This window comes from Cupriavidus sp. 22TCCZM01-5 (assembly GCF_057798915.1).
This window is the reverse complement of the sequence record NZ_JBYOJR010000043.1, coordinates 25,569-50,698: the sequence shown is the minus strand read 5'-3', so window position 1 is coordinate 50,698 and position 25,130 is coordinate 25,569. Positions and strand designations below refer to the sequence as shown.

Annotated in this window: 26 protein-coding genes and 1 pseudogene; 18 read left to right on the top strand and 9 right to left on the bottom strand. The window is 65.2% G+C overall.

The genetic code is table 11. The features are described from left to right. From AC3FNH_RS28800 to AC3FNH_RS28760, 9 genes and pseudogenes are all read left to right on the top strand, one after another. Positions 1-123 (top strand): annotated as a pseudogene (locus AC3FNH_RS28800) (muconate cycloisomerase); the annotation flags it as partial. Positions 124-150: 27 nt separating this feature from the next. Next, positions 151-429 (top strand): muconolactone Delta-isomerase, encoded by a 279-nt coding sequence (gene catC / locus AC3FNH_RS28795; RefSeq protein ID WP_276100453.1) that lies wholly within the window; start codon positions 151-153, stop codon positions 427-429. A gap of 69 nt (positions 430-498) precedes the next feature. Next, entirely contained in the window at positions 499-1,494 is a 996-nt protein-coding gene (locus AC3FNH_RS28790; protein WP_276100454.1) for a tripartite tricarboxylate transporter substrate binding protein, read from the top strand. A 35-nt stretch (positions 1,495-1,529) separates the two neighbouring features. After that, positions 1,530-2,336, top strand: coding sequence for a 3-oxoadipate enol-lactonase (gene pcaD, locus AC3FNH_RS28785; RefSeq protein ID WP_488722500.1), 807 nt, complete (start codon positions 1,530-1,532; stop codon positions 2,334-2,336). 425 nt (positions 2,337-2,761) lie between these two features. Next, positions 2,762-3,451 (top strand): response regulator, encoded by a 690-nt coding sequence (locus tag AC3FNH_RS28780; protein ID WP_276100456.1) that lies wholly within the window; start codon positions 2,762-2,764, stop codon positions 3,449-3,451. Positions 3,452-3,633: 182 nt separating this feature from the next. Continuing rightward, complete coding sequence (locus tag AC3FNH_RS28775; RefSeq protein ID WP_488722499.1) at positions 3,634-4,191, top strand: fimbrial protein; 558 nt, start codon at positions 3,634-3,636, stop codon at positions 4,189-4,191. Positions 4,192-4,255: 64 nt separating this feature from the next. Then, entirely contained in the window at positions 4,256-5,029 is a 774-nt protein-coding gene (locus tag AC3FNH_RS28770; protein WP_488722498.1) for a fimbria/pilus periplasmic chaperone, read from the top strand. A gap of 122 nt (positions 5,030-5,151) precedes the next feature. Further along, positions 5,152-7,746 carry a fimbria/pilus outer membrane usher protein gene (locus AC3FNH_RS28765; protein WP_488722497.1) on the top strand — a complete coding sequence of 865 codons (2,595 nt, stop codon included), beginning with the start codon at positions 5,152-5,154 and terminating at the stop codon, positions 7,744-7,746. Beyond that, positions 7,743-8,777 carry a fimbrial protein gene (locus tag AC3FNH_RS28760; protein ID WP_488722496.1) on the top strand — a complete coding sequence of 345 codons (1,035 nt, stop codon included), beginning with the start codon at positions 7,743-7,745 and terminating at the stop codon, positions 8,775-8,777. The genes AC3FNH_RS28765 and AC3FNH_RS28760 overlap by 4 nt, the downstream gene beginning before the upstream one ends. Positions 8,778-8,787: 10 nt before the next feature. Here AC3FNH_RS28760 and AC3FNH_RS28755 read toward each other — a convergent pair whose 3' ends face one another. Then, complete coding sequence (locus tag AC3FNH_RS28755; RefSeq protein ID WP_488722506.1) at positions 8,788-9,150, bottom strand: AAA-type ATPase lid domain-containing protein; 363 nt, start codon at positions 9,148-9,150, stop codon at positions 8,788-8,790. A 130-nt stretch (positions 9,151-9,280) separates the two neighbouring features. On the opposite strand from AC3FNH_RS28755, the gene AC3FNH_RS28750 reads away from it, so the two are divergent. After that, entirely contained in the window at positions 9,281-9,664 is a 384-nt protein-coding gene (locus AC3FNH_RS28750; protein ID WP_488722495.1) for a hypothetical protein, read from the top strand. Positions 9,665-9,736: 72 nt separating this feature from the next. Here AC3FNH_RS28750 and AC3FNH_RS28745 read toward each other — a convergent pair whose 3' ends face one another. Beyond that, complete coding sequence (locus AC3FNH_RS28745; RefSeq protein ID WP_488722494.1) at positions 9,737-10,984, bottom strand: hypothetical protein; 1,248 nt, start codon at positions 10,982-10,984, stop codon at positions 9,737-9,739. Positions 10,985-11,508: 524 nt separating this feature from the next. Beyond that, entirely contained in the window at positions 11,509-12,900 is a 1,392-nt protein-coding gene (locus AC3FNH_RS28740; protein WP_488722493.1) for a 3-deoxy-D-arabino-heptulosonate 7-phosphate synthase, read from the bottom strand. A gap of 194 nt (positions 12,901-13,094) precedes the next feature. Between AC3FNH_RS28740 and AC3FNH_RS28735 the strand changes: the two genes are divergently transcribed. Continuing rightward, entirely contained in the window at positions 13,095-13,466 is a 372-nt protein-coding gene (locus tag AC3FNH_RS28735; protein WP_488722505.1) for a hypothetical protein, read from the top strand. A 45-nt stretch (positions 13,467-13,511) separates the two neighbouring features. Here AC3FNH_RS28735 and AC3FNH_RS28730 read toward each other — a convergent pair whose 3' ends face one another. Both AC3FNH_RS28730 and AC3FNH_RS28725 read right to left on the bottom strand, forming a co-directional pair. Beyond that, entirely contained in the window at positions 13,512-13,649 is a 138-nt protein-coding gene (locus AC3FNH_RS28730) for a hypothetical protein (RefSeq protein ID WP_276100466.1), read from the bottom strand. Positions 13,650-13,794: 145 nt separating this feature from the next. Next, on the bottom strand, positions 13,795-14,166 hold the full coding sequence (locus AC3FNH_RS28725; RefSeq protein WP_488722492.1) for a hypothetical protein: 372 nt from the start codon (positions 14,164-14,166) through the stop codon (positions 13,795-13,797). A 328-nt stretch (positions 14,167-14,494) separates the two neighbouring features. Between AC3FNH_RS28725 and AC3FNH_RS28720 the strand changes: the two genes are divergently transcribed. Continuing rightward, positions 14,495-15,013, top strand: a complete 519-nt coding sequence (locus AC3FNH_RS28720) for a metal-dependent hydrolase (protein ID WP_488722491.1) — start codon at positions 14,495-14,497, stop codon at positions 15,011-15,013. A gap of 5 nt (positions 15,014-15,018) precedes the next feature. On the opposite strand, the gene AC3FNH_RS28715 is transcribed toward AC3FNH_RS28720, so the two are convergent. Continuing rightward, a complete protein-coding gene (locus AC3FNH_RS28715; protein WP_488722504.1) occupies positions 15,019-16,671 on the bottom strand; it encodes an AMP-binding protein in 1,653 nt (550 codons plus the stop codon). Between the two features lie 282 nt (positions 16,672-16,953). Between AC3FNH_RS28715 and AC3FNH_RS28710 the strand changes: the two genes are divergently transcribed. Further along, the gene (locus AC3FNH_RS28710; RefSeq protein WP_488722490.1) at positions 16,954-18,207 is read left to right on the top strand and encodes an AraC family transcriptional regulator; all 1,254 of its coding nucleotides are present in this window, start codon (positions 16,954-16,956) and stop codon (positions 18,205-18,207) included. Positions 18,208-18,296: 89 nt separating this feature from the next. Here the strand turns inward: AC3FNH_RS28710 and AC3FNH_RS28705 are convergent, their stop codons facing one another. Continuing rightward, entirely contained in the window at positions 18,297-19,628 is a 1,332-nt protein-coding gene (locus AC3FNH_RS28705) for an aminotransferase-like domain-containing protein (protein ID WP_488722489.1), read from the bottom strand. A gap of 88 nt (positions 19,629-19,716) precedes the next feature. Between AC3FNH_RS28705 and AC3FNH_RS28700 the strand changes: the two genes are divergently transcribed. Both AC3FNH_RS28700 and AC3FNH_RS28695 read left to right on the top strand, forming a co-directional pair. Continuing rightward, complete coding sequence (locus AC3FNH_RS28700) at positions 19,717-20,313, top strand: DJ-1/PfpI family protein (protein WP_488722503.1); 597 nt, start codon at positions 19,717-19,719, stop codon at positions 20,311-20,313. A gap of 143 nt (positions 20,314-20,456) precedes the next feature. Further along, positions 20,457-21,233 carry an enoyl-CoA hydratase gene (locus AC3FNH_RS28695; protein ID WP_488722488.1) on the top strand — a complete coding sequence of 259 codons (777 nt, stop codon included), beginning with the start codon at positions 20,457-20,459 and terminating at the stop codon, positions 21,231-21,233. A gap of 21 nt (positions 21,234-21,254) precedes the next feature. Here the strand turns inward: AC3FNH_RS28695 and AC3FNH_RS28690 are convergent, their stop codons facing one another. After that, on the bottom strand, positions 21,255-21,689 hold the full coding sequence (locus tag AC3FNH_RS28690) for a MarR family winged helix-turn-helix transcriptional regulator (RefSeq protein WP_488722487.1): 435 nt from the start codon (positions 21,687-21,689) through the stop codon (positions 21,255-21,257). A gap of 289 nt (positions 21,690-21,978) precedes the next feature. On the opposite strand from AC3FNH_RS28690, the gene AC3FNH_RS28685 reads away from it, so the two are divergent. Beyond that, positions 21,979-22,416 (top strand): organic hydroperoxide resistance protein, encoded by a 438-nt coding sequence (locus tag AC3FNH_RS28685; protein ID WP_488722486.1) that lies wholly within the window; start codon positions 21,979-21,981, stop codon positions 22,414-22,416. Further along, positions 22,413-23,201: an alpha/beta fold hydrolase gene (locus AC3FNH_RS28680; protein WP_488722485.1), complete on the top strand. Its 789-nt coding sequence runs from the start codon at positions 22,413-22,415 to the stop codon at positions 23,199-23,201. The genes AC3FNH_RS28685 and AC3FNH_RS28680 overlap by 4 nt, the downstream gene beginning before the upstream one ends. A 69-nt stretch (positions 23,202-23,270) precedes the next feature. On the opposite strand, the gene AC3FNH_RS28675 is transcribed toward AC3FNH_RS28680, so the two are convergent. Beyond that, positions 23,271-23,855 carry a TetR/AcrR family transcriptional regulator gene (locus AC3FNH_RS28675; protein ID WP_488722484.1) on the bottom strand — a complete coding sequence of 195 codons (585 nt, stop codon included), beginning with the start codon at positions 23,853-23,855 and terminating at the stop codon, positions 23,271-23,273. A gap of 136 nt (positions 23,856-23,991) precedes the next feature. Here AC3FNH_RS28675 and AC3FNH_RS28670 point away from each other — a divergent pair, with 136 nt between their 5' ends. Next, entirely contained in the window at positions 23,992-25,125 is a 1,134-nt protein-coding gene (locus AC3FNH_RS28670; protein WP_488722483.1) for a thiolase family protein, read from the top strand. The last annotated feature ends 5 nt before the right edge of the window (positions 25,126-25,130 follow it).

Here is a 25,130-nt window from a genome sequence, read left to right as displayed (position 1 = left end):
GATGACATCGTGGTCGAGCGGCCCACCTATCGCGACTTCAGCCTGCACCTGCCTGAAGGCCCGGGGCTGGGTCTTGCGCTCGATGAAGACAAGCTCGCGCACTATCGGCGCGATCGCGCCTGAACAACCTGATTCAATGAGAGGAACGCCATGCTTTACCTGGTCCGGATGGATGTGAACCTGCCGAACGACATGCCCGCCGCGCAGGCCGATGACATCAAGGCACGCGAGAAGGCGTATGCCCAGCAACTGCAGCATGAAGGCAAGTGGCAGCAACTGTACCGCGTGGTGGGCGAGTACGCTAACTACAGCATCTTCGACGTGGCCTCGCACGACGAGCTGCACACGTTGCTATCCGGCCTGCCGCTGTTCCCGTACATGAAGATCCACGTGACGCCGCTGGCCAAGCACCCTTCGTCGATCCGCTGAAACACGCACGAGACAAAAACACACGAGACAAAAACAACCCGCATCGCGCGGGCACGCAGAGAGGAGACCATGAAGACGTTGTTCCAGCGGCTGGCCTGCACCGGCCGTGCAGGCGCGCTTGCCCTGGCGGCAAGCCTTTCGTTCGCCGCACCGGCCGCGCACGCGGCCTATCCCGACCACCCGATCCGCTGGATCGTGCCGTTCCCTTCGGGCGGCGCGATGGACAACATCGCACGCACGCTGGGCGAAGACATGTCGCGCACGCTCGGCCAGTCGATCGTGGTCGAGAACCGGCCGGGCGCCGGCGGCAATATCGGCGCCGAGCTGGTCGCGCGGTCGCCGGCCGACGGCTATACGCTGATCATCGTGGCCAATGGCATGGCCGTGAACCAGGCGCTGTACGGCAAGCTGTCGTACGACCCGGTCAAGGACTTCGCGCCGGTCTCGCTGCTGGCCGTCGTGCCCAATGTGCTGGTCGCCAACAAGGCGCGCCGGCAGGAAACCACGGTCAAGGAGGTGATCGCGCACGCAAAGGCATCGCCGGGCAAGTACACCTATGCCTCCGCGGGTAACGGGACGTCGATTCACCTGGCGGCGGAACTGTTCACGTCGATGGCTGGCGTGGACATGTTGCACATCCCGTACAAGGGCAGTGGTCCGGCCATGACCGACCTGCTGGGCGGGCAGGTGGACTATATGTTCGACAGCATCACCTCGGCCAAGCCGCAGATCGATTCGGGCAAGCTGACGGCGATTGCCGTCACCACCGCCAAGCGCTCCAGCGCGTTGCCTAACGTGCCGACCGTCGCCGAGGCGGGACTGCCCGGCTACGAACTGTCGCCGTGGTTCGCTGCCTTCGTGCCGGCAAAGACGCCGCAGCCGGTGATCGATACGCTGAACCGCGCCATGCTCGAAGCCCTGCGCAAGCCCGCCGTGCAGAAGCGCCTGGCGCTGATCGGCGCCGAGCCGATCGGCAGCTCGCCAGCCGTCCTGCGTGACCACCTGGCGAAGGAAACCGAGAAGTGGGGTGCGCTGATCCGCCAGCGCGGCATCCGCGCCGACTGATTTCAAACCGTGCCCGCTCTGGCGGGCTGCATGACATGACCCAATCCGCTCTTCAAGCCCGCACCGGCACGGCCACCAGTGCCGGGGTGTCCATCCACTACACGATCGAAGGCGCCGCGGGCGCGCCGGTGCTGGTCATGTCCAATTCACTGGGCACCACGCTGCAGATGTGGGACCCCCAGATGCCGGCGCTGCTCGGGCATTTCCAGGTGCTGCGCTATGACACGCGTGGCCATGGCCGCTCGTCTGTGCCGGCAGAGCCGTTTGGCATGGCCGAACTGGGTGCCGATGTGCTCGCCGTCATGGATCATGCCGGCGTCGGACGTGCGCAGTTTTGCGGGTTGTCGATGGGCGGCATGACGGGCATGTGGCTGGCGTGCCATCATGCCGACCGATTCGGGCGTTTTGTACTGGCCAATACCGCCGCGCTGATCGGCCCCGCATCGGTCTGGGACAACCGCATCGCGACCGTGCGCCGTGACGGCATGGCGGCGATCGTGCCCGGGGTGCTGGAACGCTGGTTCACGCAGTCCTATCGCGCGTCGCGCGCGCAGGCCTTCGAGCCGGTGCGCGACATGCTGCTCCGATGCGATCCGGCCGGCTATGCGGCCAACTGCGCGGCTGTGCGGGATGCGGATCTGCGCGGCTTGCTGCCGCAGATCGAGGCTAAGGTGTTGGTGATTGCGGGGGAGCAGGATGCCGCCACGACCCCGGCGCAGGGCCTGGAAGTTGCACGGGCCGTGCCGGGGGCGGAGTATCTGTCGGTGGATGCGGCCCATCTTTCGAACTGGGAATTGCCGCAGGCGTTTGGGGAGGCGGTGGGGCGGTTTTTGGGGGTGTGACGAGCCCGGATTAGACGCGGTCCCTTCATCGCATTATCTCTTCGGCTGCGCTGCGCGCGGCGTCCTGGTAGCGTAGCAGATGATCAACTCCGCTGACGCTGAACGGCCTTTATCCCGCTTCATCCAGCCTCATCCCTCCACTCCCCCTCAGTCGCTCTGACACAAAGTGACTCGCCGGCTAAGCCGGCGAAACAGCCACGCCCGCCACGCGCGAACTCCCCGACATCACCAAAAAGGCTGGGACCAAAACCAGCCCCGGCCTCCACCAGGCTCTGAATTTTCCGCTAGGGCATTCAGCCCTTGCCCAGTGCCGCGCAAACGGCAGGAAACCTACCATGCGTACTGCACACGGTTCCAGCGAGAGCCGGTGCCGTTGCGGGCCGCGCAGAGCTGTCGCAATACCCATCTGCAAAGGAGACCTGGCAATGATCAAGGTATTGATTGCCGACGACCACCCGATCGTGCTCAGCGGCATGCGTCAGGAACTGGCGCAGGAACTCGGAATGCAGATGGTCGGTACGGCCAGGAATTCAACGGAACTGGTCCGTCTGCTGGAAACCACGGCCTGTGATGTCATCGTCACCGATTACTCCATGCCAGGCGGTGAGATCGGCGACGGCCTGCCGATGCTGCAGATCCTGCGGCGGCGCTATCCGGCTACCCGCATCGTGGTGATCACGATGCTCGACAACCCTGCGCTGATCCAAAGCATCCGCAAGGCCGGCGTCTCCGTCATCCTGAACAAGGCGGATCCACTGCATCACCTGGGGCCCGCGATCCGCGCCGCATTCAGCGGCCGGAGCTATCTGCCGCCGTCGCAGCAGTTCACCGCGGAAGCAGGGGGAACGGACACGTCCGGACCCGAGCAGAAGCTCTCGCAACGCGAACTGGAGGTGCTGCGCCAATGCGCCGCGGGCGTTTCGCTGGTGGAGATCGCGCGGCAGGCGAACCGCAGCAGCAAGACCATCAGCACGCAGAAAAGCATAGCGATGAAGAAGCTCGGGCTGACGAGTGGTTACGAGCTGTACCAGTACGCCCTCGAACACGGCCTGCTTCCTGCGGGCAGTAGCGGCGGCCGGAAAGGTTCCGACCGCCCGGAGTCCCCGGGCGCGTAGAAACTGGCTGCGGAATAAGGGATCCCCTATTCAGGCAGCAGACGGCCGCGAATACGATTCTCATCGTTCTGTGGCCTGCGCAGCCCTGTCAGCGTGCGGACCACGAATCCAGAAGCATGTTGGACCGGGCCAGACGGCCCGGCCACGGTTCCATGGTTTTCCAACCCAAAGACAGATCCATAATGAATACCAAGCTCTTCACCGCACTGGTCATCGCCGGTGCTGCTATCGGTTCGCCGTTCGCGCATGCGTCGGATGGCACGATCACCTTCAAGGGCCAGATCACCGATACCACCTGTACCATCACGACCGGCAATGCAGGCAGCTTCACCGTGACGCTGCCCAATGTGTCCAAGACCAACCTGGCCGCTGCCGGCAGCACCGCTGGCATCACGGGTTTCTCGATCGCGCTGAGCAACTGCAATCCGGCCAGCGGAAACGTCCATGCGTTCTTCGAAGCCGGCGCCAACGTGGATCCCGCTACGGGCCGCCTCGTCAACACCGACGGCGTAGGCAGCGGTGGGGCGGCCAATGTGCAGATCGGGCTGCTCAACCCGTCCAATGGCAGCCTGATCTCGATCGGCGCTTCCGACGGTGCCGCCCAGAACTCGCTGGCCCAGCCGATCAAGCCGGACGGCACCGCGCTGCTGCCTTATGCGGCCCAGTGCGTGGCAACTGGGGGCGCGGCCGCGGCTGGCTCCGTGTCGTCGAGCGTGACCTACATCCTGTCCTACCAGTAAAGCCGCGAGGCCGGAACGGGCGCCGCCATGTGCGGCGCCGGACTCCGGTCGCGATGAAGTTTCAATGCCAAGTTACATTCTGTTCAGAAGTCGGCCGCTCGCCGCCATCCTGCTTGCCGTCCTGCTCTCACTGGGCCTGGCGGATGCCACCGTGGCGCAGGCGTCGGTGGTGATCGCGGGCACCCGGGTTATCTACAACGCGCGCGACCGTGAAGTCACGGTCAAGCTGACCAACGAAGGCCCGATGCCGGCCCTGGTGCAGTCATGGCTGGACAACGGCGACTCAACCGCAGCGCCGACCGGCATCAGCGTGCCGTTCATGCTGACGCCGCCGATTGCGCGTATCGATGCCGGCAAGGGCCAGAGCCTGCGCATCGTCTACACCGGAGAGCCGCTACCCGAGGATCGCGAGTCGGTCTTCTGGCTCAACGTGCTGGAGATTCCGCCCAAGCCGAGCGCGGAAGAGGCCGGGCCGAACAAGCTCCAGCTGGCATTCCGTTCGCGCATCAAGTTCTTCTATCGCCCCGCCGGCCTGAAGGGCGAGGCGGGCGAAGCCCCTGCGAAACTCGCGTGGCGCCTGTCCCGCGGCGAAGGGCAGTCCGTGCTGGTTGCGCACAACCCCACACCGTTCCACGTCTCTGTCGTGAGTGTCGAACTGACGGGCGGCGGCAAGCGTGCGGTCAGCGACCTGGGCGGCATGGTCGCCCCGGGAGAATCGCTGCGCTTCACGCTGCAAGGCAACGTGCCCGCCAGCGCCGACAGCAAGGTTCGCTATCACACCCTGAACGACTGGGGCGGCTCGACCGACGGGGACGCCGCGCTCGCCGGCATCGATTAGGCGGCTCCCCCGGGACGTTTCCCCCTTGACAGTACACGGTCAGAGCGATCCCGGCTGCATGGCAGGGCGGCATTCGCTCGACCCTCCGATCCGTAGTCATGCAAGTCAGAAGAAGACACCGAGTGCTCCCTTCGCGCCTGTGCCCGCTCTGCGTGGTGGCGTTGACGCTGTTTGCCGCTGAGGCAAGCCGGGCCGCGACAGCGCGATCGGCGCAGGTCGAATTCAATGACGAGTTCCTGCGGCAGCCCGGCGGGTCGAGCCTCGATGTCTCGCGATTCAACCAGGGCAACGTAGCGCTGCCGGGTGCCTATCATGCCGACCTTCAGGTCAACGGCGTCTGGCTCGGCATGGCGGAGATCAATATGCGGCAGGTCGGCACGGACCCACGCAATGTGCAAGCCTGCTTCGACCGCCCGCTGCTCGAGCGTGCCGGTGTGGACATCACACGGCTTGCGCCCGAATCCGAGGATCGCCTGGCCGGGGCGGCAAAGTCGGAATGCCTCACGCTGGGGGAACTGATCCCGGGCGCCACGGCCGAATTCGACAACGGCGAGCAGCGGCTGGAGCTGAGCGTGCCGCAGTCATTCCTGAACCGCAGCGCGCGCGGCTATGTCGATCCGCGCTACTGGGACGACGGCGTCAATGCCGCGCGCCTGCAGTACAACGCCAGCGTCTATCACGCCGACAGTGCCGGGGTGTCGTCGACGCAGGGCTACCTCGGCCTGAATGCCGGCGTCAATGTCGGGGCCTGGCGCTTCCGGCACTATGGCAGCCTGTCGCACGATGCGGTCAGCGGCAACCGCTACCAGTCGGTACAGACCAGCCTGCAGCGTTCGATCACGACGCTGCGCAGCCAGCTTGTGATCGGCGATGCGTTTACCGATGGCGCCATGTTCGACAGCTTCGGCTTTCGCGGCGTGCAGCTTGCCACGGACGACCGCATGCTGCCCGAATCCCAGCGCGGATATGCGCCGACCGTCCGCGGCATCGCCAACAGCAATGCGCGGGTGCAGGTGCGGCAGAACGGCAACATCATCTACGAAACCACGGTATCGCCGGGTCCGTTCGAGATCGACGATCTCTATGCGACCGGCTACGGCGGCGACCTGGAGGTGCTGGTGACCGAAGCCGATGGCAGCGTGCGGGCCTCGCTGGTGCCCTACGCACCCGTGGTGAACGCCTTGCGCCCCGGGGTCTGGCGCTACAGCGTGACATCGGGCCAGTACCGGAACAGCAGCGCGCACGGCACGCCGGCCTTCATGCAGGCGACGGTCCAGCACGGCATCTCCAACCTGGTCACCGGCTATGGCGGCCTGCTGGCCGCGCAGGACTATTTCTCGCTGGTGCTCGGCATGGCGCTGAACACGTCCTACGGCGCGTTCGGTGCCGATATCACGCATGCCAGCACGCGCCTGTCCAGCCAGCCCGACCGCAGCGGCCAGAGCCTGCGCGTGTCATACAGCAAGCAACTGGCTCCGACCCGTACGAACCTGACGCTGGCGGCCTACCGCTACTCCACCAGCGGCTTCCTGAACTTTGCCGACGCCGTGGCGATGCGCGCGGTGGAAGCGGCAACGACCGATTCCCTGCCTGGCGGCATCCGGCGCGGCCGCCTTCAGCTGACCGTCAGCCAGAGCTTGCCGACCGGCTATGGCAGCCTGTACCTGTCCGGCTCCACACAGGACTACTGGAACCGCCGCGGCCGGGACACCCAGTTCCAGGCCGGCTACAACAACAGCTACGGGCGGCTGAGTTATGGGGTCTCGGCAGCGCGGCAGATCAACCTCGGCAGCGGCCGGTGGGAGAACCGGGTCATGCTCACGCTCGCCATTCCGCTGGGCAAGTCGCCGCTCGCGCCGTATTCGACGACCAGCGTGCAGAAGGACTCCCACGGTGTCACGAGCATCCAGGAGTCGCTGACCGGGGCGCTGGGCACCGATAACAGCTTCACCTATGGACTGAATGCCGGCCACAGCAGCGGCGGCGGCGGCGGTTCCAGCAGCGTGGCGGCGAATGCCGGCTATATCTCGCCGGTGGCGACGCTGAGCGCCAATGCCAGCACCGGGAGCCATTACAGCCAGTTCGGCGCCGGCATCTCCGGCGGCATCGTGGCGTATGCGGGCGGCGTGACATTCATGCCTGTGCTGGGCGACACCGTCGCCATTGTGGAGGCCGCGGACGCGGCCGGCGCGCGCGTCGCCAATGCCAACGGCCTGCGGCTCGACCCATGGGGACATGCCGTGGTACCGAACCTGATGCCGTTCTCGCGCAACCAGATCGAGATCGACCCGAAGGACCTGCCGCTCAACGTGGAGCTGCGCTCGACCATGCAACAGGTCGCGCCGACATCCGGCGCGGTGGTTCGCGTACGGTTCGAGACCGGCAACAGCGGCCAGGTGGCGATCCTGCGCGTGCGCATGGCCGACGGCAAGCCGCTGCCGTTCGGTGCCGAGGTATTCGAAGCCGATGGGAACCTGATTGGAACGGTTGGCCAGGATGGGCGCTTCATCGCACGGGGAATCCGGCGGGAGGCCGGCGTGCTGACGGCAAAGTGGGGAGCGCAGGAGGACGAGACCTGCTCGTTCGACTACGTCCTGCCGCCCGATAGCGCCACCGGACGTTCCCTGCCGCGCGCCGAGGGCATGTGCCATGGCGGTGTTCCGGCGGTGGATTCAAGAAACAGCATCCCTGAGAACGAGCAAGGAGCACGATCATGAATCAGCTCAACGCCTCCGCCGGAACGAAGACGGCGCTTTACGGCGTGCTGGCGGCCATCATGCTGCTGGCATCGCAGGTGGCGAACGCGGCCTGCACGTCGACGCCGGCAATGCCATACCTGCAGGCAGCGAACAATATGGCAGTGGTCACCACTTTGCCAGTGGGCAGCACGATACCGGGCACCGTGCGCAACTACACCTTCAGCGGAATCTGTGACAACGTGCCGCCCAACGTGGTGCCCGGCGCGCAGATTATCGCGTGCTACTACGGTTCCGGCACCGAAGGGCCGGACGGGGTGTACTCGACCGGTGTGCCCGGCGTTGGCATTCGCTTGCGCAACGCGGCGGGGCAAGCCATTGCCCATGCATCGAGCGTCTGGTGCAACACGACGGGGCAGGGGCTGGGCAACTTGAACGCCGATATGACCTACTCGGTCTCGGTGTCCATCGAGTTCGTCAAGACTGGCCCGACCTCCGGCGGCACGCTGGACCCCATGCAGACGCGCTTCGGCTTTGGCGTCTATCAGGGGTCCACCGCCGGTGCGCTGGGGGGTGGCGGCGTCAACTACATCGGCTTCAGCGGAAGCGCGGTCCCGCGGCCGATCACGTGCAACGTGAACTATCCGGCGACCGTCACGCTGCAGCCCGTGCGCGCGGCGGACCTGAGGCCGGCGGGAACATCGGCAGGCACTACGCCGTTCACGATCGGCGTCACGTGCGACACGCCGGCCAACGTCGGTGTCACATTCGACGGTGCTCCCGGCACGCCTGTGCAAGCCGCCAGCTCGGGTGTGCTTGGCCCGTCGAACGCTGGTGCACCGGGGGCTGCCACTGGCGTTGGCTTCCAGGTCGTGACCGGCGGCAGCTACCAGCCGGTGCCGCTGCAGACGCGCAATGACCTGGGTAGCATTCAGGCAAACGTTCCGGCCTCGTACAGTTATGCGGTCCGGTACATCGGCCTGAACAACGGCTTGCCGGTCACCGCGGGAACGGTGGTCAGCGCCGCGACCTTCACCTTCGACTATCAATAGGCCCGCACCGTCATTTTTTTAGCCGATACGCGAGCTGCGGCGGGGTAATCCCCAGCATGCGCGCCGCCGACGACAGGTTGCCGCGCGTCGTGTCGATGGCGAGCTGCATCAGCCGCCCCTCGATCTGCGGCAGCGACACCTGCTGGTCCAGCAGCTTTTGCAGCAGGGCATCGGCGTCCTCGGGCGCTTCGGCGGCCTGCACCTGCTGGCTGGCGAACAGGTGGGAAGTGTCGATCAGCCCCGCTGCGGGCGCCAGCAGCACACCGCGCTCGATCATGTTCTCGAGTTCCCGGATATTGCCAGGCCACTGGTACTGCATCAGCGCGTCGCGGGCGCTGGCGCAGGTGACTCGCCGGCTACGCCGGCGAAACAGCGGCGCCTGCCAAGCACGACAACCCCATCATCACTCACGGCGAAGGCCCTAATCGCGCACAAACGCCCTGCACTGGCCGAAAACTTGCTTCTCCTCCTGTGTGAAGTCACCCGCACAGTCTGGAGGTTCCATGCACGCGCGCATCACTGCTCACAAGGGAATTCTGGTGGTCGAACTGGTGCAGAACCAGGCGGCGGAAGAGGGCGTCCGCTCGAATCTGGACAAGCTGCGCAACCTGGGCACGATTGTCCATGACACGCGACGCTATCTTGGCGTTTCGGAAGAGGCGCTGGCACTGCTGAAGATCGTCAAGCGCGGCCTCGACCGCATCGGCGATTTCGCCTGGTTCCGAAGCGACGATGGCGTGGATCATTTTGCGTGGCTGGGCGGTCCCAAGCGGCTGGTCGATCCGAAGGAGGTCGCGACGGCCCGAAGCTACGAGATTCTTGCGCACCAGGTCATTCCGAACCAGGTGCCCGAGGGTGCAAGGGCTGCCATCGAAGCGAACTTCTGAACGCCAGAGCGGCGGCAGGATACGCATCCTGCCGCCGCTCTGGCCCTTCCGCTCCCCTTGTTGGAATCCGGCCTATTTCACGCAGGCCAGATTGACGTAGAGCCCGCCCCAGCTGGTGGCCTGGTTGGTGTCCAGCTGTACCTGCAGCTTGTCGTTGTGGCTGACGGTCCCGGCCGGCATCTGCTGGCTGCAGCTCTGCTGTCCGTTGCTGATCTTGCAGCTCAGGTTACCCACCGCCGCCATGGTCGCCGACGAACCCGAGCCCGTGACCTTGTACACGGCCATATTGAGGGTTCCGGTAGCCTTGCCGAGTGTGTGTGCGGTCAGCGTGATAGTGGCGCAGTCATAGGGAATCACGACGCCGAAGTCCGACGGCAACGGAACCGCCCCGCCAGCCCCGGTCATGACGTACTTGCCACGGGTGAGCGTGTCCGGCACGTTGAAGTTGCCGTTGTAGACGGTCGGTACGGTGGCGCCCGTGGTCGGCCAGTGGCCGCCGGCCTTTGGTCCATACAGGGTGCCGGTCGAAGTATCGAAGTAGAAGTCCCCGTCGACACCGATATTGTCGCTGGGCGCACCGCTGCCGTAGATGACGTGGGCGCCGCCGACAGTAGTGCCACCGCCACTGCTGCCGCTGCCGCCACTGCCGCTGCCGCTGCCAGGCTGGCCGGCCAGTGCGACCCCTGCAGGCCACTGGCCATTGGCCTTGGGCCCATAGAGCGTCCAGGTACTGGTATCGAGATAGTAGTCGCCATCGGCGCCGATATTGTTGCCGGGCGCCCCCACGCCAGTCAGGACGGTGCCGCCACCGCTACCCGGCGAACCGCCACCCAGCGGCACACCCGGTGGCCACGTACCATCGGCCTTCGGTCCGAACAGCGTCCCGGTCGTAGTATTGATGTAGTAGTCGCCGTTGTTGCCAACGCTACTGGTCGGGTCCACCGAGCCGGACAAGATGGTATTGCCGGCCGTACCCGTGTTGCCAGTTGCCCCCGTATCGCCCTTTGTGCCCGGCGTGCCGGCCACGGCAACCCCCGGCGGCCACGCGCCGTTTGCCTTGGGGCCGAAGAGCATCCCGGTCGTCGTGTTCAGGTAGAAGTCCCCGTCCTTGCCGATGTCGGGCCCCGGATCGCCGGTACCCGTCAGCAAGGCGCTGCTGCTTGCAGTCGGCGTTGTCGCCGGCGCGGTGGTTCCCGAACTTGGTGTGGTGGCGGCGGTAGCGGCCGGAGCCGAGTCGCCGCCCCCTCCGCCACAACCGGCAACGATGATGGCCAGGCATGCAAGCGGCAAGGCCGCCAGCTTCATGTGAACGCTTTTCATGAACTCTCTCCCCGGACTGTGCGAATGATCGAAATTCGATGACACTTCTTCGATGCCAGCGATGCGTTCAATCTAGTACCCGGGCAAAGCGTCGGAAATCGGCTCTATGGACGAGCCATGCATGGTCCAGAGTGCTGACCATCAGCATCGGCAGGACCGGGTTTTCACCGGGAAAAGTGGTGGTTTGCGGCCCGACTCCCCCCGACTGCCGATAGAGGCCGGTCAGGCAACCCCACGAAGGGGGATATCAAAAGTGTGAGTCAGGCGTGAAACGCGGGCACCATGACATCCTTTTTCACGACCTTCACAGCTGGGGTTCCGATCGACAAGCGTGCCGGCCAGTTACCGCCCGCCGCAGCAGAGCCCCTTGTGCCGGCGACGCTTGACGTAGCGCCCCCAAGGCGGCAGCGTCGCGCCGACGCAGCGGTTAGCGCAGCCATCCGCTGATGGCCATGTTGCGGAGATTGCGCAGGTAGTGGTTCGCCAGCCAGCGCCGACGGGGCGTCTATGCCCGGGCGCTGGCATCAGCCTTTCGCAACGGCCTGCCTGATCGCGGCAAGCAAGTCTTCGGTATTCACCATCAGTCCGCGAACCTGGCGCAGCGTTGAATACTGGTTGAGCACAGCTTTCCAGCGATCCGATGCCAGCAACAGATGCCAGACCGGCTCAAGCATAGCGACATCCGCATGCTGGTTTGCCGCGAGGTGGCTGGCGAATGCCAGGCTCTGGTCCGCCGACAGCAGTTGCATGCGGCTGGCTGCGCTGAGCAGGCGCGGCGCCGCTTCGGCGCGGGCATCGCAGCAATAGAGCACCGTGCGCTGCAAGTCCGGCTCACTGGTGCGGAGCGCGCTCAGGGCGGCTCCGCGCAGGCACACCGTCCCTTGCCGGGACTCGAACATGTAAGCCGCATCCTGCTTTGCGTGGGCGAGCAGGCGGATGCCGCGCAGCAGCCGCGGGAAGTCCGTGGTCGCCGCATCCACGGACGCTTTGACTTCCACAAGCAGGCAGACATCCCAGGCCGGCATCGCCTCGACCGGGCTTGCGCGGCGCAGCAGGACCACGTCCCATTCTGTCTTGGCGCGCTCGTGGCTGGCGGGGATCGAAGCCGGGACGCGCAGCGAGGTCACGACGCGGTATGGCCCGTCGTCACCGTCCGCCTCATTCAGTCGCTGCACCAGGGCCTGTAGCGCTTGCTCAGCCAACGCCTCGGCGCCAGCGCCGCGCTGCTGCGCGGACACGCCCCGGGCCACGGCCGTCGCGCTCCCGGGGCGGGGACCTGCGCGATCCCACAGCGACCGGTACCGGCGCACGGCTTCGTCCGCCTCCAGGGTTTCCATGCGCTGCAGGCGTTGCAGGGCCGCGTTGTCCAGCAGCCGCGCCAGGCCGATTGCAACGGGCGAGCCATTCCCGCTATCCGGTGAATCGAGAAGACGCTGCGCAATGGCGCGCAGCGCCGACCAGGATGACGATGCCGCCGAGGCATGCAGGTCCGCCAGCGCTTCGCGCTGCCAGCCCGGTGCCATGCGTTGCTGCCGGCCCGGATGGGCGACCGCGTTCACGGCGGAAAGTACTACGCGCCGATCCCCCTCGGCACGCGCGGACAGTGTGGCGAACTCGCGCACGGGCGCCATCCGCTGCCGAAGGACCATGGCCTGGAAGGCCGGATCTCCCGAATCCGGATGCATGGCTTCGCCCACCATGCCTGCCAGCCCATCGACAAACCGGCGCTTCAGCGACACATCCGGCACCTTGCCGTGGGCCACGGCCTGGCGCGCCTGCTCGATGGTCATCGCGAGCCGCGCCGCCGGGCTGGCCTGGTGGGGACCCGTTGGAACGGCCATGTCCGGCACCTGGTAGCCGCGCACGACAGTGCGAAGGATTGCGCCGAGCAGAGTGGGGGATGGCGTTGTGGACATCAGCGTGTGAGAGGAGAACATCGGCAGCCGTCAGGATAGCGGTATCGTCCCGGCTCGCGCCACGCATCCCGGGGAATGCCGCCGGGACAAGCCAGGATCGGCGCACCAGCCGTTCTCCCATGCCGCCCGCGCCGCAAAGTCCTATCCTTGAAGTATGGGGGCTGGGCGCTTTGCCGAAGCAGGACGGTGACGAGATGAACCGGGTTCACGCAATGGTTGTCGTGTGCAGCTTGATGGCAGCCTGTGTCTCGACGGGCGTCGACGTCATGCCTGAGCAGATGGAAAACTTCCTGCCGGGGTTTTCCACCATCGAGGACGTGACCGGGCAGCTTGGAAAGCCGACATCGCGGGCAGCGTTAAGCAACGGGGCGACGATCCTGGTTTATTCGTATGCCACCTCAAAGCCTCATGCGGAGAGCTTTATTCCGTTCATTGGCCCGCTGTTCGCCGGTGGCGATATCCGGTCGTCGACGGTCCTGTTCGAGTTCGACCAGGACGGCGTGCTCAGGAGCCTGCGCAGGTCGACTTCCATCGGGGCTTCGGGACTGACCGTAATGCCTCACTGAGGGGCAGGGAAAAGCGCTTGTTAACCGCGCGGGCTCTGTTGGCCATCAACGATAACCGCGCCCGTGGCCCCAATAGCCGCGCGAATCATGGTAGCCATCGTAGTACCCGCCGCCATACGGCACCACGACACAGCCGGCGAGCAGCGTAGAGATGGCAATCAGCAGGGCGAGAATGACTTTCATGGCGACTCCACAACGATGACAAACACGGAGAGGCCAGGCTGGGCTTGCCGCCAGCCGGCGCTCTCCGCAAAGCTCCTGCGCGCGAACGTCATTGCCACGGCTTTGCCTTTGGCAACGGACCTCCTGTCCGCGCGACAGTAGCGGCTTACTGCTTCTTCGTCTTGTCGGTACTGGCGCTGGCCGTGGCCTTCGCAGTGTCAGCCTGCGGGGCCGCCTTCGCGGCATCCGTGGTGGCCTTCGCATGGTCGGCATCATGCTTTACGCCGGCCTTTGTCTTGCCAGCTTCAGGAGTGGCGGCCCCCATCTTGGCCGACTTTTTGTGGTGGGTACCCTTGGCGGCAGGCTTGCTGGCATCAGCCTTGACGTCGGCCTTGACGTCGGCCTTGTCCTTGCCGACCTTTGCCTGGTCTTTGGTCGCCGCTGCCTGTGGCTGGGGCGCGGAAGCTGGCGCACCAGTCTGCGCGAAGACAGTACCGACGAGGGCTGCAGAGGCGAGGGCTGCAAACAGCTTCTTCATGACGTGAACTCCTGAGGGATGTTTGACAGCGCAGCAAGGCGCCGCGCTTATCCCCTAAAACGGCACTGTCCCGAGCCAAGATGACGCGGAACTCGTGACAATCCGTAAGTATTGAAACAAGCCCGCGCCAATGGCGACAGCCGCCGCGTTGCCGGCCACGAGCCAGCCTGTGGTTCGTCCCGGCGCGCAGTTCGGCCATTTCCCGGAATGGATGCCATTGCGTCGCTGGATGGTGGTGCGAGGGCAATGCCGGCGCTGGCGTTTCGGCGGCGTATCTGCCAAGATTGCGCCCCCTCACTGACCACCGGCAAACCAGCGCAGTCCCACCATGGCCTCACGGAAAGCACACCACGCCACCGGCTGGGCGACAGCCGTCATCGCGGCCTCCGTTATCGCGAAGTGCGGTGGCGGCGGGTGGGGCTGGGCCAGCGCGGCAGGCTTCGTGGCGGCGCTGCTGGGCAGTACCGCTCCGGACTGGCTGGAAGTCGCATGGTGGTCAAGGTCGCGACGCCTGTGGATCACCCACCGGACCTGGACGCACTGGGGCATCGCGTGGGTCGGCTTCCTGGTGTGGGCCTGGCATGCACTCGGCACGCATGTCCTGGCGGCGCCGGCATTTGGCTTTGCCTGCGGCGGCATCATGCATCTGCTGGCCGACTGGCCAAACCCGCTGGGCGTGCCCTGGATCGCGGGCCGCCATTCCCTCAACTGGTGGAAAAGCGGACGCTGCGACCTTGTCATTGTCACGGCGTCCTGGCTGATTGCCCTGGCTGTTTCCGATGAACTCTGGCTTCATGGCCGGCACAGCCTCGCGCTCATCCATCATCTGCGCCCCGGGCCGACCTGAGCGGATCACTGGATGACGTCGGACGCGTCGCTGGTGCGAAGCTCGCGCCGCAGGATCTTGCCGACGTTGGACTTCGGCAGCGCGTCGACGAAGCGGATGATCCGGGGCACCTTGTAGGCGGCCATGCCGGCTCGGCAGTGGGCAAGCAGGGCGTCCTCGCTCACCTCGACGCCGGGCGTTTTGGCGACATACAGCTTGACCGCTTCGCCTGTGCGCTCGTCCGGCACGCCGACGCAGGCGCACTCGGCCACGCCGGGAAAGCTGCTGGCAACCGCTTCCACTTCATTCGGGTAGACGTTGAAGCCGGAGACGATGATCATGTCCTTCTTGCGGTCGACGATCTTCAGCGAACCACCTGCGTCGAAGACGCCCACGTCGCCGGTGCGGAAGTAGCCGTCCGCGGTGAACGCCCTTGCATTGGCCTCTGGCTGGTTCCAGTATCCGCGCATGACTTGCGGGCCCTTGACGCAGATCTCGCCGGCCTCGCCAATGCCTGCCTCGCGGTCCTGATCGTCGAGCAGCTTGACATCGGTCGATGGCACCGGAAGTCCGGTGGTACCGGTGAAGGTGGTCGTGCTCTGCGGGTTGAACGACAGGACCGGAGAGGTTTCCGACAAGCCATAGCCCTCTCGGATAAAGCTGCCTGTCACCGCGCGCCATTGCTCCGAGACGACTTCGATCACCGCCGCGCCGCCGCCTGCGGACAGCTTCAGCCGCGACCAGTCCACTTCCGGCAGGCGTGGGTGGGAAGCCAGCCCGGCATACAGCGTGTTGACGCCAACGAAAATCGTTGGCCGCGCCGCGCCCAGCACATCGATCAGGGCGCCCAGGTCCCGGGGATTTGCCACCAGCCAGTTTTCGGCGCCGACGGAGAAGCCGGTGAGGAAGTTCACCATCAGCGCGAAAATGTGATAGAGCGGGATCGCGGTCACGATCACCTCCTCGCCCGGCAGCAGCATGTCGGGCATGAAGGCCTTGAATTGCTCGATGTTCGCGATGAGGTTGCGGTGGGTCAGCTCGGCCCCCTTGGAGAGACCGGTCGTGCCGCCGGTGTATTGCAGGACGAGCAGGTCATTGCCGCTCACGCTCACCGGCTCGAACCCGAGTGCCGCGCCACGCGCCATGGCTTCTGCCAGCGTCGTTGCACCCTGCAATGACGGATCGACTGCAGGGCCCGGGATTGCCGCGCCGGTACCATCGCCAGGGCCGACCGTGATCACCGTCCTGATGCGCGTCCTGCTGATTACCTCTGCAAGCGTGGGGGTGGCGCCGTCGTACACGAGGATCGTTTCCACCCCGGCGTCATTGAGCTGATGTTCCAGTTCGCGGGCAGTGTATTGCGGGTTGACATTGACCTGGACGCCGCCGGCCTTCGTGACGGCGATGAATGCGATCGGGAATGCCGGCAGGTTGGGCAGCATCACGGCGACGCGGTCGCCTTTCCTTACCCCTGCCGTCTTCTGCAGGTAAGCCGCCAGCGCGCAGGCCTGGCGATCGACCTCCGCATAGGTCAGCACTTGTCCAAATGCATGGAAGGCTGGCCGGTTCGCGAACTCGCGCATGGCCGTTTCCAGCAACGCGTTAACGGAGGGATAGCGATCGGCGTTGATGTCGGTGGGGATCGAACCGTAGGACTGGGTCCAGTGTCTGTTGCGCATTTGGAGCTTCCGATGACAAAGGGGAGAAGATCCCGAGCGATCGCGGCAATGCCATGCATGCCGCGTCACGCAATCCGGGGTGGCCCGTTGCGCAGGTGTCTCCTGACGGTGCCTGGGACTGCTGTCTGCGGTGATTCTCGGGCGGCTGGCGCTGGGGAGCGAGTGCGCACGACTATGAATCAAGGGCAGTTGCTTGCCAATGATCGGCGTGGCCGAAATGGTGATCAAAACGGACAGGCGATCCCATGAGACCGGCGAGGCACGAGACGCCCCGGATCGGCAGTGACCGCCCATATCCGCAGGCCGCAGCCACCAGATAAGAGTCGCCTCCTGCCAGAGACTAGGGTGAACCCTAGGTCGATCAGGAAGTGTCAGAGTGCAAAATCGGGATCATTTCGGACATTGGGCAGCAGCATGCAGAAGGGCGAGGGCGAGGGCGATCGCGGGGACACGGGAGAGGCCAGGCGTCAACGCAACCGGTTGGCGGACGCTTATGCCGCCATCGACTCGCGTGAACGGCGCTTTTCTCCTGCCAAGCTGGCCGCGCTGGTTGCAGTGACCGCCGAAGCGGGGCTGAACGCGGAGGCAGTCCTGGCGGGGACAAATCTCGATCGCGCCGCCCTGGCTGCGCCATTTACGCTGACATCGCCACATCAGTTCCTGACTGCCGCACGCAATGCGCTGCGGTTGGGGGGAGCGCCGGATCTGGGCATCCGGGTCGGAAGCCGGCTCCACGTGTCGAGCTATGGCATGTACGGCTATGCGCTGTTGTGCTCGGAGGACATGGCACGCGCGTTTGACGTGGCGGTCAGGTATCACCAGCTTGCGAACGGGATGCTCGATATTCGCTGGGCGGAAGGGGACGGCATGGCCTCGTGGGTATTTCCCGACCTCGACGAGTTCCCGCAATCGGACGTGGACGAACCCTTGTACCACTTCCTGATCGACATGCAGTTTGCCGTGCACGCGACCCTCATCAAGGACGTGATGGGTAACTGGTGCGCGCCGGCCCGTGCGATGTTCACGCAGGGGGAGCCGCCCCACGCGGCCGCGCTCGCCGAGGTACTGGAGTGCCCGCTTGCCTTCGGCCAGCCAAAGAACACGCTGAGCTACCCGGCGGCATGGCTGACACGGGCGCCCCAGTTTGCCAATCCCATGACTGCTGCGCAAATGTCGGCGCACTGTGCGCGCTTGCTGGAGGCGTTGCGCTGGCAGGCAGGAATCACGCGCAGGGTATTCCAGGAATTGACCCGCACCCCGGGAAGATTCCCGGAGATCGAGCAGATCGCGGAGAGCCTGGGCATGACCTCCCGCACGCTTCGACGCAAGCTCGAGGCCGAGCAGACGTCTTACAGCGAGCTGCTGACGAGCATCAGAAAGGCGCTCGCCATGGATTACCTGACCACGACATCGCTCAGCACGGAGGACATTGGCCTGGCGCTTGGATTCAGCGATGCCGTGGGATTCCGGCATGCATTCAAACGCTGGACTGGACGGACGCCCAATGAGGTCCGGCGCGATGGCGCCGCGCCCTGACATCGCCGAAAGGGAACGAACGTAGTGCGGCGGGTGGTTCCGCGGCCTCGCACGGATCCTTGGAGCAGGGTAGGCCTGCAGGCGCGCGGTCAATATGTGTGATCGGCAAGCACACGGGCCACCGTCCGAAGTGACTGTCTGAGCGCGTCCATGCTGACGGAGCCCAGAGCCAGGCGTATCGCATGCGGTACCGTGCCGGACGTCGAGAACGGATGCGCCGTGGAGACCGCGATCCGCTCCCGCATCAGCGCCATGGCGATCGCATCCGCGCGGACCTCCTCTGCGAGGGGAAGCCAGACGAAGTACGAAGCCGGATGGCTGATTCGCTTGTGTCCGCCAAGCACTTCAGCGGCAAGGCGCTGGCGCGCCGCGGCATCCTGCCGCTTGGCGGCTTCCAGCCTTGCCACCGTGCCGTCCTCGATCCAGCCGCAGGCCATGGCTGTCATGACCGCCGGTGTGTTCCAGGTGGTCGCACGGATGGTTCTCTCGAGCTTGGGCACGAGTTCGCGCGGGGCGCAAACAAAACCGACGCGCAGCCCGGTGGCCACGCTCTTCGACAGGCTGGATACATAGATCGTTGTCTCCGGCGCGAGCGACGCCAGCGGCGGTGGCGCGTCATCGGCCAGGAAAGCATAGGCGGCGTCCTCGATGATCAGCAGGCCATGCTGACGCGCAATGCTGACGAACTGCCGCCGCCGGCTTGCGCTCATCACCCAGCCGAGCGGATTGTGCAGCGTCGGCATGGCGTACACGGCGCGCACCCGTCGCTGGCTGCACAAGTGCAGCAATGCATTAAGATCGGGGCCCTGGGCGCCGGCTGGAAGCGGTGCGAGTTCCAGGCGATTGGCCTCGGCGGCGAGCTTGAATCCCGGGTAGGTCAGGGCATCCACGGCTACCACGTCGCCCGGTTCGAGCGCGGCCATGGCTGCCATGGTTAATCCATGCTGGGCGCCGCTCGTCAACAGGACGGTATCGGCCGATGCCGGCACGCCGCGCGTCGCCAGATGCCGCGCCACCACTTCACGCTCGTGCTCGCGCCCGCCATGAGGCTGGTAGCGAAGCAGCGCCTCGAGGTCGCCCGCTGACGCGAGCTGGCGCAGCGCCGTCCGAAGGAGTTCCGCCTGGTCCGGCAGGGCGGGATAGTTGAAGCTCAGGTCGACCGTGTCGGCGCTCCAGGCCAGCAGGTCGATGCCCTGGCCACGGGGCAGCGCCTCTTTCACGAACGTGCCGCGTCCGGTTTCCCCGCTTACCAGCCCCATCTTCTGGAGTTCGCCGTAAACGCGTGTGGCTGTGACCAGCGCGAGCCCTTCGCGCGCAGCAAGCTCGCGGTGCGTTGGCAGCCGCGTGCCGGGGCGCAGCCGCCCGGCGCGGATGTCGTCCGCGAGGCGGTCGACCAGTTGCTTGTAGCGAGCCTGGCGCATGCTGGAGTGTATCCATGACAATTATTTGAGCGTATTGATTATCCGCTCCAGAATAGGCTCGTACAAGCACACACAGTTGAGGCTCGCCTTGCATATCGCCATCCTGACCTTCGACGGGTTCAACGAACTCGACTCACTCATCGCCTTCAGCATCCTCAACCGCGTCAGGGAGCCGGGCTGGCGCGTGTCTATCGCCAGTCCGACTGGCACCGTACGTTCGATGAACGGCCTGATGCTGGCGTCGCAGGCCTCGCTCGAGGAGGCTTGCGAGGCGGACGCGGTGCTGGTCGGCAGCGGGGTTCAGACGCGAGATGTTGTCGCCGATGCGGCGCTGATGGCGCGGCTGAAGCTGGACCCGGCACGCCAGTTGCTCGGTGCGCGATGTTCGGGGACATTGATTCTCGCCCGGCTGGGCTTGCTGGGCGACCTGCCCGCCTGCACGGATCTGACCACGAAGCCTTGGGTGCAGGAGGCTGGAGTCGCCGTGCTGGATCAGCCATTTGTAGCCCATGGGAACGTGGCGACGGCGGGCGGTTGCCTGTCGTCGCCGTATCTGGCGGCCTGGTTCATCGCACGGCTGAAAGGCGTGGATGCTGCGTGCGGTGCGATTCACTACGTCGCACCGGTCGGCGAGAAGGACGCGTTTGTGACACGTGCACTGGAGAAGATCTCGCCATTCCTATGAGGCGGACCGGGAGGCGGATGATCGTTGGTGGCTGGCAGGGTAGCTCCCTGACCGGTTTACTTCGCGTGCGAAATAGATATACTTCGTATGCGAACTTAACGGATGCCTGCGGTATCCACCACCATCCCACCTGGAGATCGAGCATGACCCCGGAAATCCATACTGACCTGAGCAACGGCGTTCTGACCATTACGCTTGCCCGGCCTGAGAAGAAGAATGCACTGACGAACGAGATGTACGGCGTCCTGGCCGACACGATCGACGCGGCGCAGCAGAACCGAGACATTCGCGTGGTGCTGTTGCAGGGCGATGGCGACAGCTTCACGGCCGGCAATGATGTGGCGGAGTTTGCGGCGATCGCGGCGGGAAAGGGGTCCGGCGAACGGCACGTGCATCGCTTCCTGCACGCGCTTGCCAATGCGTCGAAGCCGCTTGTTGCCGCAGTCAATGGCAAGGCGGTCGGGGTTGGCACCACCATGTTGCTCCATTGCGACTACGTCGTGCTCGCAGAGGATGCGCAGCTCATCACGCCCTTCGTCAACCTCGCCCTCGTTCCCGAAGCGGCTTCGAGCTACCTGCTGCCCTTGCGCATTGGACACGCCCGGGCTTTCGAGATGTTTGCGCTGGGCGAGCCGCTCGATGCGACGAATGCCGTCGCATGGGGCATCGCCAACAAAGTTTGCGCCACTGACCAGTTGCGGGCAGAAGCGGGGCGGATGGCTCTCAGGATTGCCGGGAAGCCGTCTGGCTCGCTGAATGCCATGAAGAGACTGATGCGCGACGCTGAGAAACTGGTCGCGCAAATGGCGAGCGAAAGCGCACGTTTCGAGGAGCGGCTCGCCAGTGCGGAAGCAAGGGAAGCGTTCTCGGCCTTTGCCGAGAAGCGCAAGCCGGACTTCACGCGAGTCGCCGGGCACTAGGCAGTGCCCCGCTGTACCGGGCTATGCTTCGCCGTCGCCGGTGGCCGGGAATTTGGTCTGCAGGCTCGTCAGCCATCGTGCGACGATGTCGATCTCGGCCTCGGTGAAGCCTTTGGTCAGCTTGGCGTTCAATGCCTTCATGCTGACTTTCGAGCGCTGGCGCGCGGCGCGGCCGGCTTCGGTCAACCAAAGGCGCGACGCGCGGCGATCCGACGCATCCGGCCGGCGTTCGATCAGCCCGGCCTTTTCGGTCCGGTCGGCAAGCCCGCTCATCCCCGGCGCCCCCAGATCCAATGCGGCGGCGGCCTCGCTCATCAGCGCGCCGTCGTTGCCTCCCAGGAAGAACAGGAGCCCTGACTGGGCTGCAGTCACGCCGCCTCCCGCCACGCGCGCTTGTGACCACCGCTGCAGGCGCCGCTGGCCCACATTCAACAGATAGACAAGGCGATGTTCCATACAGGATCCGCTAGGACGTGGGAGTTTGTTCGTATGCGAATATACCATGCCCTCTCAAGTCTATCGGCCCCGAATTCGATCGTCACGCAGGCACTAGCCGTTTGTGTCCTGAATCGCGCGATGTCTGTCATTTGCGATACGACGGAAAGCGCCAATCATTAGCACATGCCGCTGCGCAACGGCCCATTCCCATGGGACTGAAGGCGCGCGGCGGCCTACGCCTTGACGCGGCTATCGCTCGCGGCAGGCCGCGGCATCCTTAGCGCATGACCTAATCAAGGGGATCATCATGACCCGGATCGACAAAGTGCTGTACACCGGCAAGACCCACACCACGGGCGGACGCGAAGGCGCTGCCCGCAGCACGGACGGACGCCTCGACGTCAAGCTGTCGCCTCCTGGTGGGGCGGGCAGTGGCACGAATCCGGAGCAGCTGTTTGCTGCCGGCTGGTCGGCATGTTTCATCGGCGCGATCGGCCACGCTGCCCGCGCGAAAGGCGTGACGCTGCCGCCTGACCTGGCGGTCGACGCAGAAGTGGATCTGGGCACGGCGGGCGATGCGTTCCTCCTGCAGGCGCGCCTGAATGTCAGCATGCCCGGCATCGATGCGGGCACGGCGAGAGTGCTGGTCGATGCCGCTCACCAGACCTGCCCATACTCGAAAGCCACACATGGCAACATCAACGTGGAAATCAACGTTGTGCCAGAGCAGAAGGGCGCCCGATGAAATCACTGACCAGACGTTCGCTGGGAATCGCCATCGGGGCCATTCTCGCCTTGGCCGCCTTCGGCTCCCACTCGGCTCCGGCGCTGCCGCCCGGCACGGCGAAAACGACCGTCGTGCTGGTACACGGCGCCTTTGCCGACGGTTCGGGTTGGGGCAAAGTCATTCCGCTGTTGCAGTCCAGCGGGCTCAACGTCGTAGCCGTACAGAATCCGCTTACCTCGCTGGCTGACGATGTGGCGGCGACGCGCCGCGTGCTCGATGCGCAAGAGGGACCGGTTGTACTCGTCGGACACTCGTGGGGCGGCGTGGTCATCTCGGAAGCGGGCATGCACGAGCGCGTCAGGTCACTGGTCTACGTGGCCGCGTTCGCTCCGTCCGAAGGACAGTCTGTCGTCGACCTGACAAAGGGTTACCCGACACCGCCGGGGTCGAGGTTCCTGGTGGCGGACAGCGGTGGCTTCCTGAAGCTGAGTGCGGAAGGGATGGCCAAGCACTTCGCCCAGGACTTGCCGGCTGCGCAGACCAGCCTGATGACCGTGACGCAAGCGCCCATCCGTGCCAGCAGCTTCGAGGAGAGACCGAAGGAGGCCGCCTGGCGCACCCGGCCGACGTGGTATGTGCTGACGCAAAACGACCACATGATCGACCCCGGCCTGCAGCGCGCGATGGCCCGCAGCATCTCCGCCCATGTGGTGAGCGTACCGTCTTCGCATGTGCCGCAACTGTCAAAGCCGGCGCAAGTGGCCGAAGCGATCATCAGCGCCGCCGCGCAGGCGAATCGGTAAGGCAATGGACTCGACAGGGGCATTGCGGCGTCGGCCGGCGCCGCCGCATCGATCCTGCTTCCCGATGTGCTAGACCGGAAGCGTCCGTGCCAGCACGTTCATTCTGCAAATCCGCAGCACCTCGTCAGATCGGTCGCGATCGACGATCACACGCGAGATCGCGAGCCCGCCGGACATTTCAGACATCACAGAGATTGCGAGCACGCCCGCATCGGCATGTCCGACCCGCTCGAGCATCCGGGCCAGCAGGGAAGTCAGCCTGGCGGTACCGTGCTCGAAGGCGTAGCGCGAATCATCGCCGAGCAAGGCGGCATGGGCTGTCAGCGTCGCAATCGGGCAGCCCGTGCTGCGATGATCCCGATGTTCAGGCGAAAGATAGCGCTCGACATACTCCCGCAGTGCGTCGGCCGGGGGGTGGTCGTGGCAAATCCGCTCCAGCCTCTCCTGCGTGCTGGCAAACGCGCGCTCGATGGCGCGCGCGATCATGTCTTCGCGAGACGAGAAGTGATAGTAGAAGCCGCCATGGGTCAGCCCCACGCTTTTCATCAGCTCGGACACGGAGATCTTGTCCGGGCCGTCGCGCCGCACCAAAGCGGAAGCCGCCTCGACCAGGCTGTTGTGCGTCTTCTCCCGTTGTTCGGAACCGTATCTCATTGATGTGCCGTTGCCTTCTCCATGCCGATCAATATATCAGGAAGACGGCCGGTGACGTCTGTGGAGGCCTTCCACACACGGCCAGTTTCTTTGTTATGATGACCATCATACTATCTCGCCACGGAGAGAGACTTCAATGAAAGCTGTCATCGCTGGATATGCTCGTTCGCCGTTCCACTTTGCAAAGAAGGGCGCATTGGCCACGACCCGGCCGGACGAACTTGCCGCGCAAGTGGTACGTGGTCTGCTGGCGCGAACTGACCTCGATCCGGCTCTCATCGAGGACGTCATTCTGGGGTGCTCGTATCCAGAAGGCCCGCAGGGTACCAATCTCGCGCGCATTGTTGGTCTGCTCGCCGGTTTGCCTCATACCGTTGCCGGGACCACCGTCAATCGCTTTTGCGGATCGTCCATGCAGGCGATCCACATGGCGGCGGCCAATATCGAAGCCGGCATGGGCGATGCGTTCCTCTGCGTGGGAGTGGAGTCCATGACGATGGTGCCCCAGGGCGGGTTCACCCCGTCTCCCAATCCGCGGCTCAAAGCGGCCTCGCAGGCCTATGTCTCGATGGGGGAAACGGCGGAGAACGTAGCGGCGCGCTGGAACGTGACCCGCCGTGAACAGGAAGCCTTTGCTGTCCATTCGCATATGAAGGCAGCAGCTGCTCGCGCAGAAGGCCGCTTGCGCGACGAGATTGTCCAGATCCAGACGCCTGAGGGGTCCGTCGTCACGGAGGATGGCTGCATTCGGCCCGGGACATCCCTCGAAGCGCTGGCGAACCTGAAGCCTGCCTTCCGCGCGGAAGGCGTTGTCACCGCGGGCACGTCTTCGCCCTTGACCGACGGGGCGGTCGCGGTGCTTGTCACTAGCGACAAGTTCGCGGAGCGCCACAACCTGCCTGCAACGGCCCGGATTCTGTCTTTCGCGGTTGCCGGAGTCGATCCGGAAATCATGGGCGTCGGCCCCATTCCGGCCACGAAGAAGGCATTGGCACGCGCGTCGCTCGATGCCAGCAAGCTGGGGGTGGTGGAGATCAACGAGGCGTTCGCCTCCCAGGCAATTGCGTGCATGCGTGACCTCGACCTTGTCCCGTCCCGCACCAACCTGGATGGCGGCGGGATCGCCATCGGGCATCCGTTGGGCGCGACGGGCGCGCGCATTACTGCCAAGGCCGCATCCTTGCTGCAACGCGAGAGGCAGCGCTATGCGCTGGCTACGCAGTGTATTGGCGGAGGACAAGGTATCGCGACCATCCTTGAACGGGTCTGAAGCAG

What these genes read in the sequence shown, in the direction of transcription:
- catC (WP_276100453.1), top strand. Translation starts at nt 151, where the DNA reads ATGCTTTACCTGGTCCGGATGGATGTGAACCTGCCGAACGACATGCCC.
- AC3FNH_RS28670 (WP_488722483.1), top strand. Translation starts at nt 23,992, where the DNA reads ATGAAAGCTGTCATCGCTGGATATGCTCGTTCGCCGTTCCACTTTGCA.
- AC3FNH_RS28770 (WP_488722498.1), top strand. Translation starts at nt 4,256, where the DNA reads ATGCCAAGTTACATTCTGTTCAGAAGTCGGCCGCTCGCCGCCATCCTG.
- AC3FNH_RS28775 (WP_488722499.1), top strand. Translation starts at nt 3,634, where the DNA reads ATGAATACCAAGCTCTTCACCGCACTGGTCATCGCCGGTGCTGCTATC.
- AC3FNH_RS28690 (WP_488722487.1), bottom strand. Translation starts at nt 21,689, where the DNA reads ATGGAACATCGCCTTGTCTATCTGTTGAATGTGGGCCAGCGGCGCCTG.
- AC3FNH_RS28715 (WP_488722504.1), bottom strand. Translation starts at nt 16,671, where the DNA reads ATGCGCAACAGACACTGGACCCAGTCCTACGGTTCGATCCCCACCGAC.
- AC3FNH_RS28685 (WP_488722486.1), top strand. Translation starts at nt 21,979, where the DNA reads ATGACCCGGATCGACAAAGTGCTGTACACCGGCAAGACCCACACCACG.
- AC3FNH_RS28780 (WP_276100456.1), top strand. Translation starts at nt 2,762, where the DNA reads ATGATCAAGGTATTGATTGCCGACGACCACCCGATCGTGCTCAGCGGC.
- pcaD (WP_488722500.1), top strand. Translation starts at nt 1,530, where the DNA reads ATGACCCAATCCGCTCTTCAAGCCCGCACCGGCACGGCCACCAGTGCC.
- AC3FNH_RS28725 (WP_488722492.1), bottom strand. Translation starts at nt 14,166, where the DNA reads ATGAAGAAGCTGTTTGCAGCCCTCGCCTCTGCAGCCCTCGTCGGTACT.
- AC3FNH_RS28695 (WP_488722488.1), top strand. Translation starts at nt 20,457, where the DNA reads ATGACCCCGGAAATCCATACTGACCTGAGCAACGGCGTTCTGACCATT.
- AC3FNH_RS28760 (WP_488722496.1), top strand. Translation starts at nt 7,743, where the DNA reads ATGAATCAGCTCAACGCCTCCGCCGGAACGAAGACGGCGCTTTACGGC.
- AC3FNH_RS28675 (WP_488722484.1), bottom strand. Translation starts at nt 23,855, where the DNA reads ATGAGATACGGTTCCGAACAACGGGAGAAGACGCACAACAGCCTGGTC.
- AC3FNH_RS28735 (WP_488722505.1), top strand. Translation starts at nt 13,095, where the DNA reads ATGAACCGGGTTCACGCAATGGTTGTCGTGTGCAGCTTGATGGCAGCC.
- AC3FNH_RS28680 (WP_488722485.1), top strand. Translation starts at nt 22,413, where the DNA reads ATGAAATCACTGACCAGACGTTCGCTGGGAATCGCCATCGGGGCCATT.
- AC3FNH_RS28720 (WP_488722491.1), top strand. Translation starts at nt 14,495, where the DNA reads ATGGCCTCACGGAAAGCACACCACGCCACCGGCTGGGCGACAGCCGTC.
- AC3FNH_RS28745 (WP_488722494.1), bottom strand. Translation starts at nt 10,984, where the DNA reads ATGAAAAGCGTTCACATGAAGCTGGCGGCCTTGCCGCTTGCATGCCTG.
- AC3FNH_RS28705 (WP_488722489.1), bottom strand. Translation starts at nt 19,628, where the DNA reads ATGCGCCAGGCTCGCTACAAGCAACTGGTCGACCGCCTCGCGGACGAC.
- AC3FNH_RS28730 (WP_276100466.1), bottom strand. Translation starts at nt 13,649, where the DNA reads ATGAAAGTCATTCTCGCCCTGCTGATTGCCATCTCTACGCTGCTCGCC.
- AC3FNH_RS28750 (WP_488722495.1), top strand. Translation starts at nt 9,281, where the DNA reads ATGCACGCGCGCATCACTGCTCACAAGGGAATTCTGGTGGTCGAACTG.
- AC3FNH_RS28790 (WP_276100454.1), top strand. Translation starts at nt 499, where the DNA reads ATGAAGACGTTGTTCCAGCGGCTGGCCTGCACCGGCCGTGCAGGCGCG.
- AC3FNH_RS28740 (WP_488722493.1), bottom strand. Translation starts at nt 12,900, where the DNA reads ATGTCCACAACGCCATCCCCCACTCTGCTCGGCGCAATCCTTCGCACT.